Source organism: Brevundimonas sp. (assembly GCF_013823285.1).
Classification (GTDB): Bacteria; Pseudomonadota; Alphaproteobacteria; order Caulobacterales; family Caulobacteraceae; genus Brevundimonas.
The window spans coordinates 1-12,913 of record NZ_PNLV01000016.1; the positions used below are offsets into that span (position 1 = coordinate 1).

Below are 12,913 nucleotides of genomic sequence, written 5' to 3' on the forward strand. Positions count from 1 at the left end.
AGTGTCCAATGTCTCGTTCAGCTTCCGCGGCAACGAGCCGGTGCGCCGGGCGATCCACAGCGTCTTCCTGTACCACGCCATCAATGCCGGCATGGACATGGGCATCGTCAATGCCGGCGACCTGCCGGTCTATGACGATATCGATCCGAAGCTGAGGGAGGCGGTCGAGGACGTGATCCTGAACCGGCCCCAGCGCACCAATGTGTCCAACACCGAGCGGCTGGTGGACATGGCGCCGGAGTACAAGGGCGAGAAGGGCGCGGCGCGGGTCGTGGACCTGACATGGCGCGAGCAGCCGGTGGCCAGGCGCATCGAGCACGCCCTGGTGAACGGCATCACCGAGTTCATCGAGGCCGATACCGAAGAGGCGCGGCAGGGGTTCGAGCGGCCGCTGCACGTCATCGAGGGCCCGCTCATGGACGGCATGAACGTGGTCGGGGACCTGTTCGGCTCGGGCAAGATGTTCCTGCCGCAGGTGGTGAAGTCTGCCCGGGTGATGAAACAGGCCGTCGCTTATCTGGAGCCCTATCTGGAGGCCGAGAAGGCGGGCAAACCGCGCGAGCAGGCGGGCCGGATCCTGATGGCGACGGTCAAGGGCGACGTGCACGACATCGGCAAGAACATCGTCGGCGTCGTGCTCCAGTGCAACAATTACGAGGTGGTGGATCTGGGCGTCATGGTCCCGGCCGACCGCATTCTGGACGAGGCCAGGGCGCACAACTGCGACATCATCGGCCTGTCGGGCCTGATCACGCCGAGCCTGGACGAGATGGTGTTCGTGGCCTCGGAGATGGAGCGGCGCGGGTTCGACATTCCGCTGCTGATCGGCGGGGCGACCACCTCCAAGACCCATACGGCGGTGAAGGTGGAGCCGGCCTACAAGCGGGGCTCGACCACCTATGTCACCGACGCCAGCCGGGCGGTGGGGGTGGTCTCGGGCCTGCTGTCGGCCACCGAGAAGGACCGCATCCAGCAGGCGACGCGCGACGAGTATGTGCGGGTGCGCGAACAGTATGCGCGGGGCCAGACCCAGAAGGCCCGCACGCCCATCGACAAGGCGCGCGCGAACCGCTTCGCCATCGACTGGGCGGCGCACAAGCCGGCGAAGCCGTCGTTCACCGGGGTGAAGGCGTTCGACGCCTGGGATCTGGCGGATCTGGCCGAGCACATCGACTGGTCGCCCTTCTTCGCCAGCTGGGAGCTGGTGGGCCGGTTCCCGGACATTCTGGACGACGAGATCGTGGGTGAGGCGGCGCGGGACCTGTACAAGGACGCCCGGGCCATGCTGGACCGGATCGTGGCCGAGAAGTGGTACACGGCGCGCGGGGTGGTGGGCCTGTGGCCCGCCAATGCGGACGGGGACGACATCATCGTCTGGGCCGACGACGAACGCACCACCGAACTGGCCCGGTTGCACACCCTGCGCCAGCAGATGGCCAAGACGCCCGGCAAGCCCAATACGGCCCTGTCGGACTTCATCGCCCCGGTGGGCACGGACGACTGGATCGGCGGCTTCGCGGTTACCGCCGGGCATGGGGAGCTGGAGAAGGCGGGCGCGTTCAAGGCCAAGGGCGACGACTATTCCGCCATCATGGCCACGGCGCTGGCCGACCGGCTGGCCGAGGCCTTCGCCGAGCGCATGCACAAGGCGGTGCGCACCGAGCTGTGGGGCTATGCCGCCGACGAGGCCCTGGACGTCGCGGACCTGATCGCCGAACGCTATCAGGGCATCCGCCCGGCGCCGGGCTATCCGGCCCAGCCGGAGCATACGGAGAAGCAGACCCTGTTCGACCTGCTGGACGCGCCGGGCAATGCGGGCATGGAACTGACCGAGAGCTTCGCCATGAACCCGCCGGCCTCGGTCTCGGGCCTGTATTTCAGCCACCCGGACAGCTTCTATTTCGGCGTCGGCAAGATCGACCGGGATCAGGTCGAGGACTATGCGCGCCGCAAGGGTTGGGAGCTGGCTGTGGCCGAACGCTGGCTGGCGCCGATCCTGAACTACGACCCGGATCAGGCGGCGCGGGACGACGCGGCGTAATTTCCGCCCGTCATTCCCGGGCTTGTCCCGGGAATCCATACGCACGGAAGGACGCGGTTTCTCTCGGCCCCGTGGGAGTCTATGGACCCTCGGGACAAGCCCGAGGGTGACGGATGGATTCGTCGCCCATAGCGAAAAGAGAGACCCCCATGACAGCTGCGGATCAGGCGAAGGCGATACTGGAGCGGCTGGGCGTGGGCGCGGTGTTCGGTGCGGGCGGCGTGGAGGCGCGGTCGCCCATCGACGGGTCCAGCGCGGGGCGGGTGGCGGAGGCGTCCAGCGACGACATCGAGCAGGCGGTGGTGAGGGCGCAGGGGGCCTTTGACGCCTGGCGCCGGGTTCCGGCGCCCCGGCGGGGCGAGCTGGTGCGGCTGCTGGGCGAGGAGCTGCGGGCGGCCAGGGACGATCTGGCCATGCTGGTGACGCTGGAGGCGGGCAAGATCGTCTCCGAGGGCGCCGGCGAGGTGCAGGAGATGATCGACGTCTGCGACTTCGCCGTGGGGCTGTCGCGCCAGCTGTACGGCCTGACCATGCCGTCAGAGCGGCCCGGTCACCACATGCGCGAGACCTGGCAGCCGCTGGGACCGGTGGCGGTGATCTCGGCCTTCAACTTCCCCGTGGCCGTGTGGTCGTGGAACGCGGCGCTGGCGCTGGTGTGCGGCGATCCGGTGATCTGGAAGCCGTCGGAGAAGACGCCCCTGACCGCCATCGCGGTGCAGGCGGTGTTCGACCGCGCGGCAGCCCGCTTCGGCGATGAGGCGCCGAACGGCTTGTCGCAGGTGCTGATCGGCGGACGCGGCGTGGGCGAGGCGCTGGCGGCCGATCCGCGCATCCCGCTGGTGTCGGCCACCGGCTCGACCCGCATGGGCAAGGCGGTGGCGACCACGGTGGCCGGGCGGCTGGGCCGCAGCCTGCTGGAGCTGGGCGGCAACAACGCCATGATCGTCAGCGACAGCGCCGATCTGGATCTGGCGGTGCGGGCCATCGCCTTTTCCGCCGTGGGCACGGCTGGGCAGCGATGCACCAGCCTGCGCCGCCTGATCGTGCATGAGGACATCGCCGATCAACTGTTGACGCGACTGGTCAAGGCCTATGGCAGCCTGTCCATCGGCGATCCGCGTCAGGACGGGACGCTGGTCGGCCCCCTGATCGACGGGGACGCAGGCCGGGGCTTTGATGCGGCCATCGAACAGGCGCGCGCCGAGGGCGGCGAGGTGCTGACGGGCGGAGTGCACGCGGACTGGGCGGGCGGGGTCTATGTGAAGCCCGCCATCATCCGCATGCCGGAGCAGTCCGCGGTGGTCCTGCGCGAGACCTTCGCGCCGATCCTGTACGTCATGACCTATGCCGATTTCGACGAGGCGGTGGCGATGCAGAACGCGGCGCCGCAGGGGCTGTCGTCCTGCGTCTTCACCGAGCGGATGCGCGAGGCGGAGGGCTTCCTGTCGGCCTGGGGCTCGGACTGCGGCATCGCCAACGTCAACATCGGGCCCTCGGGCGCCGAGATCGGCGGGGCCTTTGGCGGCGAGAAGGAGACCGGAGGCGGACGCGAGAGCGGCTCGGATTCCTGGAAGGCCTACATGCGCCGCCAGACCCAGACCCTGAATTTCTCCGGCGCCCTGCCGCTGGCCCAGGGCGTGCGGTTCGAGGTGTAGCCGAGCGGAGCCGTTGTGAACCTTTCGGACGATCCGGAATTCATAACCTATGGCCCATCATCTCGACACCCTGCTGGAAGGCTCTCCCGCCTACGGCGTGCTCGACGCCAAGGACGGCGTCGTCCTGTTCCGACGCCCCGGTCACGAGCGCGAGTTCGAGGCGCTGGCGGCCGAGACCCTGGAACGGGCGGGAGAGGAATTCGAGGCGATCCCGCTGGAGAATGAGGACGCCGAATGCGACCGCCTGTTCATTGCGCCGCTGGTCGAGCATCGGTCGTTCGAGCGCTCCGGCTGACAGCGCTCGCCCGAATTCCGGGTTTCCTCACCGCATCTTAAGACCGCGTTTACCATGGGGGCGGCACTTTCTGCCTAGCGGGAGCGTTCGAGGTCGCCCGCGTGTTTGGGGCGGTGCGCGTGGGCGGATTCACGGCGGCTTTGCAGAGATTCGGTATAGGCCGTCTGGCCGCCGTGCTGGGCGTGGCGGCAGGCGTGACCGCCGTGCTGATCGCCCTGATGCTGCGCGTCGGCCAGCAGCCGGATGCGCTTCTCTATTCCAACCTGGACCTGCGCGAGGCCGCCGAGATCACCGCGGCCCTTGATCAGCAGGGCATCAAGTACAAGACCAGGGGCGACGGCTCGACCGTCATGGTCCACCGTGACGACGTGGGCACCGCTCGTCTGATGCTGGCTTCGTCCGGCATGGTGACCTCGGGCAGCGTCGGCTACGAAATCTTCGACAACCAGTCGGTGCTGGGCCAGACCGAGTTCCAGCAGAACCTGAATGAAAAGCGCGCCCTTGAAGGCGAGTTGGCGCGCACCATCCAGTCCATGCGCGGCGTCAGTTCCGCCCGGGTCCACATCACCCTGCCGCGCCGCGAGATGTTCCAGCGCCAGGCCGGGGAGCCCACGGCCGCCGTCGTGGTGGGCGTCGGCGGGCGCGACCTGACCGGCGACCAGATCCGCGCGATCAGAAACGTCATCGCCTCGTCGGTGCCGAACATGCGCCCGGACCGCGTCACCGTGGTTGACGAGGCCAACCGCACCCTGGCCGCCGGGGCCGAGGAAGAAGGCTTCACCGCCGGTCTGGCCGAGGGCCGCAAGTCCGAGATGGAGGCGGCCATGACCGCCCGCATCCGCGATCTGGTGGAGGGCGTCGTCGGCGTCGGCGCCGCGCGTGTGCAGGTCTCGGCCGAGATCGACACCAGTCGCCAGACCACCCAGGAGCAGCGTTTCGATCCCGACGGCCAGGTGGTGCGCTCAACCTCCACCTCAGCCTCCAATGCGCAGGACAATCAGGCCCGGCCCGACGGGGTGGTTGGCGCACAGCAGAACATCCCCGGCGGGGAAGACCCGGCCATGATGGCGATGGGCTCCACCAGCGGCGACCAGTCCGAGATCACCAACTACGAAATCTCCAACACTACGACCACGACGGTGCGGGAGCCGGGCCAGCTCCAGCGCGTCTCGGTGGCCGTGGCGGTGGACGGCGTCCTGACGCCGCCGGCAGGCGGCGAGGGCGAGCCCACCTATGCGCCCCGGTCCGAAGAGGACATGCAGCGCATCGAGGCCCTGGTCCGTTCGGCCATGGGCTTCAGCGAGGACCGCGGCGATCAGGTCAGCGTCATCAATGTGCGCTTCAACCGCGATACCCCGGCCATCGGCGGAACGGACGCCGGCGCCCCGCTGATGAACTTCACCAAGAACGACATCATGCGCGGGGTCGAACTGCTGATCCTGCTGGTCACCGGCCTGCTGCTGATCTTCTTCGTCCTGCGTCCGCTGCTGAAGACCGCGCGGGGCGAGGGCGGACGCGGGGTCACGGCGCTGCAGACCATGGCCATGGGCGGGGAGCCGGCCATGGCGGGCGCCCTGCCGTCGGGCGGTGGAAACGCCGCGCTTCCCGCGCCAGCCTCTGACATGGACCAGCGCATCGACATCGCCCGGATCGAGGGTCAGGTGAAGGCGTCCTCCGTCAAGAAGGTGGCCGAGTTCGTTGACAAGCATCCCGAGGAATCGGTCTCGATCCTGCGCACCTGGGTCCAGGAGGGCTGATGGCCGCCCGCCTCGCCGCCAAGAAACCGGGTGTGGACGACGCCCGACGCCTGACCGGCCCTGAAAAGGCGGCCGTCATCCTGCTCGCCCTCGGCGAGGATCACACGTCCCTGTGGCAGGCGCTGGACGAAGACGAGATCAAGGAGATCTCGCAGGCCATGGCGTCCCTCGGCTCGGTCCAGGCCAGCGTGGTCGAGGAGCTGATGGTCGAGTTCGTGTCCGGCATGTCGGGCGCGGGCTCCCTGATGGGCAGCTACGACCAGACCCAGCGTTTGCTGGCCGCCTTCATGCCGTCCGAGCGGGTCGAGGCCCTGATGGAAGAGATCCGTGGTCCGGCCGGTCGGACCATGTGGGACAAGCTGGGCAATGTGAACGAGGCGGTCCTGGCGAACTATCTCAAGAACGAATATCCCCAGACGGTCGCCGTGGTGCTTTCCAAGGTCAAGTCGGACCACGCCAGCCGCGTCCTGACCGCCCTGCCCGAGGACTTCGCCCTGGAATGCGTCCAGCGGATGCTGCGCATGGAGCCTGTGCAGCGGGAGATTCTCGACAAGATCGAGCAGACCCTGCGCACCGAGTTCATGTCCAACCTGGCCCGCACGTCAAAGCGCGACAGCCACGAGGCCATGGCCGAGATCTTCAACAGCTTCGACCGTCAGACCGAGGCCCGGTTCCTGGGCGCGCTGGAAGAGCGCAACCGCGAGGCGGCCGAGCGCATCCGCGCCCTGATGTTCGTGTTCGAGGATCTGGGCAAGCTGGACCCCGGCGGCATCCAGACCCTGCTTCGCGCGGTGGAGAAGGATCAACTGGCCCTGGCCCTGAAGGGGGCCTCGGAAACCCTGCGCGAGCTGTTCTTCTCGAACATGTCCGAGCGCGCGTCCAAGATCATGCGCGAGGACATGGAGGCCATGGGCCCCGTGCGCCTCAAGGACGTGGACTCCGCCCAGATGACCATGGTCCAGGCGGCCAAGGATCTGGCGGCCAAGGGCGAGATCATGCTGGTCGGCCAGGGCGCCGACGACGAGTTGATCTACTGACATGACCCAACCGCAGCATCAGCCCTTCGTTTTCGGCACCGAGTTCGACGCCTCCGGCGAGGTGGTGTCCGCACGCCCGACCCAGACCGTCAAGCGCGTCTATCTGGCCGCCGAGGTGGAGGCCCTGGTCGCCCAGGCCCGCGCCGAGGCCCGGGAACAGGCCATGGCCGAGCTGGAAGGCGTGCAGGCCATGGCGCTGGCCGAGATCGGCCAGGCGGTCGGACGGGCTCTGCCCGGGCTGGCGCGGGTGGCCCATGAACATCGCGCGGCCTCCGCCGACCTGGCCCTGGCCGCCGCCCGCATCATCGCCGGGTCGGCCCTGGAGCAGACGCCGCAGGGGCCGCTGCACGAGGCCCTGGAGGCCCTGGGTCACGAGATCGACGCCACACCCCGCCTTGTGGTCCGCACCGCCGGGCTTTCAGATGACGCCCGCGGCCGCATCGAGGCGGTCTGCGCCGAGGCGGGCTTCACCGGCCAGGTCTCCTTCCGGGACGATCCCGGCATGGACATGGCGGCCTTCGCCCTGGAGTGGGCCGACGGCCGCGCCGAATACAGCCCCGAAGACTCCGCCCGCCGCGTGGGCGAGGCCCTGACCGCCGCCCTGGCGGCCGAAGGGGGACACGCGGAAACCCTGACCGCTCCTGAAGGAGACGCCTGATGCCATCCGACGATCTGGCCCTGGAGGAATTCGGCGACAGCACGGCGCTCGCGACGGCTGATGATCCCGGCGACAAGACCGCCTCTGACCTGGCGCCCGTGTTCGACGTGCCGGTGAACATCTCGGCCGTGCTGGGCAAGGCCCACATGTCGGTGGCGCAGCTGCTGAAGCTGAACCGCGGCTCGGTGCTGGAGCTGGACCGCAAGGTCGGCGAGGCCATCGACATTTTCGTCAACAACCGGCTGGTCGCCCGCGGGGAGGTCGTCGTCGTCGAGGACCGCCTGGGCGTGACCATGACGGAAATCATCAAGACCGAGGACTCCGGCGCCTGACGGCGACGGTTCGGCACAGAGTTTAGAGGAGAAGGACCATGCGGCTCCTGGTGGTGGGACGGCTCAGCGGACAGCTGGCGGCGGCGGTGAAGATGGCCATGGCGCACGGCGCCAAGGTCGGTCACGTCGAGCGCTGTGATCAGGCCACCGACAGCCTGCGGCGCGGGCAGGGGGCCGACCTGCTGATGGTCGACTACCACCTGGACATCGCCGCCCTGATCGCGGCCAACGAGGCCGAGCGCATCCATGTGCCGGTGGTGGCCTGTGGCATCGACGCTGACGCCGACCTGGCGGCCGCCGCCATCCGCGCCGGGGCCAAGGAGTTCATCCCCCTGCCGCCCGAGGCGGACCTGATCGCCGCCGTGCTGGCCGCCGTGGCCGACGACGACCGGCCCATGATCAGCGCCGACCCGAACATGACGGCGGTCATCAAGCTGGCCGACCAGGTGGCGAAGTCCGAGGCCTCCATCCTGATCACCGGGGAAAGCGGCGTCGGCAAGGAGGTGATGGCCCGTCACCTGCACCACCAGTCGCGCCGCGCCGACAAGCCGTTCATCTCGGTCAACTGCGCCGCCATTCCCGACAACCTGCTGGAATCCGAACTGTTCGGCCACGAGAAGGGCGCCTTCACCGGCGCTGTGGCCCGGCGTATCGGCAAGTTCGAAGAGGCCGACGGCGGCACCCTGCTGCTGGATGAGATCAGCGAGATGGACGCCCGGCTGCAGGCCAAGCTGCTGCGCGCCATCCAGGAGCGGGTCATCGACCGGGTGGGCGGCGCCAAGCCGGTGTCGGTCAACATCCGCATCATCGCCACCTCGAACCGTGACCTGGCCCGGGCCGTCAGCGAGGGCACGTTCCGCGAGGACCTGCTGTACCGCCTGAACGTGGTCAACCTGCGCCTGCCGTCCCTGCGCGAGCGGCCCGGCGACGTGGCGGTGTTGGCCGATCACTTCGTCAAGAAATACGCCGTGGCCAACGGGGTGCCGGTCCGGCCGCTGTCCGAGGCCGCGCGCCGGGCCCTGCTGGGCCACCGCTGGCCCGGCAACGTGCGGGAGCTGGAGAACGCCATGCACCGGGCGGTGCTGCTGGCCACCGGCCCGGAGATCGGCGAGGACGCCCTGCGCATGCCCGACGGCCAGCCGCTGGGCGCCGGCGGCATGGGCGCGGCGCCGAGGGACGAAGGCGTCGCGGGCCACGCGGCCCAGGCCGCCGACGCGGTCACCCGGGCCTATGTGGGCCAGACGGTGGCCGAGATGGAGAAGACCCTGATCCTGGACACCCTGAACCACTGCCTGGGCAACCGCACCCATGCGGCCAACATCCTGGGCATCTCGATCCGCACCCTGCGCAACAAGCTGAACGAATACGCCGACGCGGGCGAAGCCATCCCCGCGCCCCAGTCCGGCGTCGCCGGCTCCGCCTACAACGCAGCCTGAGCGGGAGCGCGGGCGTGAAACGCAGAAGCGTGATCGCGGGCCTCGGCGCGCTGGGTCTTGCCGGTTGCGGCGTCGGTGTGCGCTTCGACCGTCCTTTTGATCTGTCTGATCTGGAGCAGCGGGAGAACGGGCGGCTCGGTCTGGCGGTCCGTCAGGGCGCCCAACAGATGTCGTGGCGCGCCGCGGAACGCTTCACCTACTGCTCGACCTTCAAGCTGTTTCTGGCCGCCGCCACGCTGGAGCGCGTGGCCCGGGGCGAGGAGCGGCTGGATCGCGCCGTGCCGATCACATCCGAAGACATGGTGTCCCACGCCCCGGTCACGGGGCCGGCGCTGGGCGGCGAGCTGACCATCGAGGCGCTGTGCCGTTCCACGGTGGAGATCAGCGACAATCCGGCGGCCAACATCCTGATCCGCGAAATGGGCGGTCTCGACACGTGGCGGAACTGGTACCGTTCCATGGAAGATTCGGTGACCCGCGTGGACCGTCTGGAGCCTGAGTTGAACGCTGTCGGCGACGAACGCGACACCACCACGCCGACGCAGGCCGTCGCCAACATGGCGCGACTGCTGGCGCCGGGCCAGACACGCCTGACCGCAGGGCATCAGACGCTGCTGGAGCGCTGGCTGACGGACACGCCCACCGGCCCGAACCGCATCAAGGCCGCCGCCCCCGAAGGCTGGCGCGTGGGGCACAAGACCGGGACCAGCAGCCAGGGGCCGATCAACGACATCGGGGTGATCTGGCCGCCCGAGGGTGCGCCCATCTTCGTCGCCGCCTATTACGAAGGCCCCCCGACCGACGATTTCGCGGCGGGCGAGGCCGTCATCGCCGAGGCTGTGGGCCGGGCGCTGGAGGCGCTGGGGCATGGCTGAGGCAGGCATGATGAAGGACGGCATGGCGCGGCCCTCGGGGCGCGACATGTTCGGCTGGTTCATGCGGGGCGAGGTGGCGCTGGCGCTGGGCGTCGTGCTGATCATCTGCCTGCTCATCATCCCGATGAGCAGCTTCATCCTGGACCTGCTGCTGGCCATCTCCATCACCGGCTCGGTGCTGGTGCTGATGACCGCCCTGCTGATCAAGAAGCCGCTGGACTTCGCGGTCTTCCCCACGGTTCTGCTGGTGGTCACCCTTTACCGGCTGGGGCTGAACCTGGCCTCGACGCGCCTGATCCTCAGCCACGGACACGAGGGCACCGCCAGCGCGGGTCAGGTGATCGAGTCCTTCGGCGCCCTGATGATGGGCGGCAGCTTCGTCATCGGGGTGATCATCTTCGCCATCCTGCTGGTGGTGAATTTCGTGGTCATCACCAAGGGCTCGACCCGCATCGCGGAGGTCTCGGCCCGCTTCACCCTGGACTCCATGCCGGGCAAGCAGATGGCCATCGACGCGGACCTGTCGTCGGGCCTGATCGACGAGAACACGGCCCGGTCGCGCCGCAAGGAGCTGGAGCAGGAGTCCACCTTCTTCGGGGCCATGGACGGCGCCTCCAAATTCGTGCGCGGCGACGCTGTCGCGGGCCTGATCATCACCTTCATCACCGTCATCGGCGGCCTGTTGATCGGCATCGTTCAGCACGGCATGTCGGCGGGGGATGCGGCCTCCAGCTATGTGCTGCTGGCGGTGGGCGACGGTCTGGTGACCCAGGTGCCTGCGCTGATCGTGTCCATCGCCGCGGGCTTCCTGGTGTCCAAGGCCGGGGTCGAGGGCTCGGCCGACAAGGCGCTGGTGGCCCAGATGGCCATGAACCCGGTGGCGCTGGGCATGGTCTCGGCGGCGGCGGGCTTCATCGGCCTGATCCCCGGCATGCCGCTGTTCCCGTTCGCAGTGCTGTCCGGCGGGGCGGGGTATCTGGCCTGGCGGCGGGGACGAAACCGGTTGAGACCCGAACCGGCCGAGGTGGTCTCCGACGGACCGGCCGAGGATGTGGAGGAGCCCATCTCCACCGCCCTGACCATCGACGAGGTCAAGATCGAGCTGGGCTATTCCCTGCTGAGCCTGATCAACGATCTGGAGGGTCGGCGCCTGACCGACCAGATTCGCGCCCTGCGCCGGTCGCTGGCCCAGGAGTTCGGCTTCGTCATGCCCGCCGTGCGTATCCTGGACAACATGCGCCTGGCCACCCAGGGCTACGCCATCCGCATCAAGGAGATGGAGGCGGGCGCGGGCGAGGTGCGGCTGGGCCAGCTGATGGCCATGGACCCCGCGGGCCGCCAGGTGGAGATTCCGGGCGAGCACACCCGCGAGCCGGCCTTCGGCCTGCCGGCCACCTGGATCGACGAGACCCTGCGCGAGGAGGCCACCTTCCGGGGCTACACCATCGTCGATCCGTCCACGGTCCTGACCACCCACCTGACCGAGATCCTCAAGGAGAACATGGCCGAGCTCCTGTCCTACGCCGAGGTGCAGAAGCTGCTGAAGGAGCTGGGGACGGAAGAGAAGAAGCTGGTGGAGGAACTGATCCCCTCGGTGGTCACCGTCACCACCCTGCAGCGGGTGCTGCAGACCCTGCTGCGCGAGCGGGTGTCGATCCGCGACCTGCCCGCCATCCTCGAGGGTCTGGCCGAGGCCGCGCCGCATACGTCGTCGGTCACCCAACTGGTGGAGCATGTGCGCGCCCGCCTGGCCCGCCAGCTGTGCTGGCAGCACAAGGGCGACGACGGAGCCCTGCCCATCATCACCCTGAGCCCCGAGTGGGAGCAGGCCTTCGCCGAGAGTCTGGTGGGGCAGGGCGAGGACAAGCAGCTGGCCATGGCGCCGTCCCGGCTGCAGGATTTCATCCGTCAGGTGCGCGACGTGTTCGAGCGCGCGGCCATGGGCGGCGAGGCGGCGGTGCTGCTGACCGGCCCCATGATCCGCCCCTATGTGCGCTCCATCATCGAGCGCTTCCGCGGCCAGACCGTGGTGATGAGCCAGAACGAGGTGCATCCGAAGGCGCGGCTGAAGACGATCGGGCAGGTTTAGGGGGCGGGCTCTCTCAACGCCTTGGAAAGCGGAAGTTCCTAACGACTGTCATGGGTGGGGAGCAGTCCTTGACGGGCAGTCAGCGGCGTGGCCTCGATCTATCGGGGAACGGGAGCGCAGCGAGATGTTGAGGACGATATCGCTGCTGGCGATAGGGGCAGCCATCATCTCGGGCTGTCTCCCGGCGCCTGTCACTGTGTCGCGCGCTCAATGCCCAGCTTGGCAGAATATCGACTTTTCCCAGCTTCCTACGCATCTCAACGACGATCCTCATGGCCCGCTGCTGGAAGACATCTGGAAGGGCTGGGCAAACACGGAGAGTGGAATCGTATGGGATGCCGACAGCCCAATCTCCGCCGTTCATTTCATAACCTCCCCCGGCGGGCTGACGACCGACCCAGAGGTTCGTGAAATCATCGGCAGGCGGAGCCGTGCGGGGTGGGAAATCCATGCAAGATCGGCATCCGCTATTCTGCCCCAGCCACCGCAGTGGACCGAATGGCATCGCGTCCGCCTTACCTCTCAAGGCGAGAGCAAGCTCAACTCAATACTCGACGATCCGTGCTTTTGGGCTGCACCACGCTTCTTGGAAAGCGAAGTCCGCCTTGTGAATGGGCGCGGTGACGCCAGACCTGACGGTCCGTCCACCGGGTATGACGTAACAAATGGGGACCGGCGGTGGGGCGGTTGGCACTTCTCGTGGTCGCTCGGGCCTCAGGGCCAGCTGCGGTCGCTCCT

General features: G+C 68.4%; 10 protein-coding genes. All 10 read left to right on the forward strand.

The window, feature by feature from the left end; all coding sequences use genetic code 11:
• A partial coding sequence (locus C0461_RS03935) for a vitamin B12 dependent-methionine synthase activation domain-containing protein (RefSeq protein WP_292104147.1) occupies nt 1-2,041 on the forward strand: 2,041 nt, incomplete at its 5' end.
• Nucleotides 2,042-2,190: 149 nt separating this feature from the next.
• Nucleotides 2,191-3,696, forward strand: coding sequence for an aldehyde dehydrogenase family protein (locus C0461_RS03940; protein WP_292104149.1), 1,506 nt, complete (start codon nt 2,191-2,193; stop codon nt 3,694-3,696).
• 49 nt (nt 3,697-3,745) lie between these two features.
• The gene (locus C0461_RS03945; RefSeq protein WP_292104151.1) at nt 3,746-3,991 is read left to right on the forward strand and encodes a hypothetical protein; all 246 of its coding nucleotides are present in this window, start codon (nt 3,746-3,748) and stop codon (nt 3,989-3,991) included.
• 119 nt (nt 3,992-4,110) lie between these two features.
• Nucleotides 4,111-5,748 carry a flagellar basal-body MS-ring/collar protein FliF gene (fliF, locus tag C0461_RS03950; protein ID WP_292104153.1) on the forward strand — a complete coding sequence of 546 codons (1,638 nt, stop codon included), beginning with the start codon at nt 4,111-4,113 and terminating at the stop codon, nt 5,746-5,748.
• Entirely contained in the window at nt 5,748-6,785 is a 1,038-nt protein-coding gene (gene fliG, locus C0461_RS03955; RefSeq protein ID WP_292104155.1) for a flagellar motor switch protein FliG, read from the forward strand. Before fliF ends, fliG begins: the two co-directional genes overlap by 1 nt.
• 1 nt (nt 6,786) lies before the next feature.
• On the forward strand, nt 6,787-7,443 hold the full coding sequence (locus C0461_RS03960; RefSeq protein ID WP_292104157.1) for a flagellar assembly protein FlbE: 657 nt from the start codon (nt 6,787-6,789) through the stop codon (nt 7,441-7,443).
• Nucleotides 7,443-7,775 (forward strand): flagellar motor switch protein FliN, encoded by a 333-nt coding sequence (fliN, locus tag C0461_RS03965; RefSeq protein WP_292104159.1) that lies wholly within the window; start codon nt 7,443-7,445, stop codon nt 7,773-7,775. The genes C0461_RS03960 and fliN overlap by 1 nt, the downstream gene beginning before the upstream one ends.
• Before the next feature lie 38 nt (nt 7,776-7,813).
• Nucleotides 7,814-9,211, forward strand: coding sequence for a sigma-54 dependent transcriptional regulator (locus C0461_RS03970; RefSeq protein WP_292104162.1), 1,398 nt, complete (start codon nt 7,814-7,816; stop codon nt 9,209-9,211).
• A gap of 14 nt (nt 9,212-9,225) precedes the next feature.
• Nucleotides 9,226-10,086, forward strand: coding sequence for a class A beta-lactamase (gene bla, locus C0461_RS03975; protein WP_292104164.1), 861 nt, complete (start codon nt 9,226-9,228; stop codon nt 10,084-10,086).
• The gene (gene flhA / locus C0461_RS03980; protein WP_292104166.1) at nt 10,079-12,175 is read left to right on the forward strand and encodes a flagellar biosynthesis protein FlhA; all 2,097 of its coding nucleotides are present in this window, start codon (nt 10,079-10,081) and stop codon (nt 12,173-12,175) included. The genes bla and flhA overlap by 8 nt, the downstream gene beginning before the upstream one ends.
• Nucleotides 12,176-12,913: the final 738 nt, after the last annotated feature.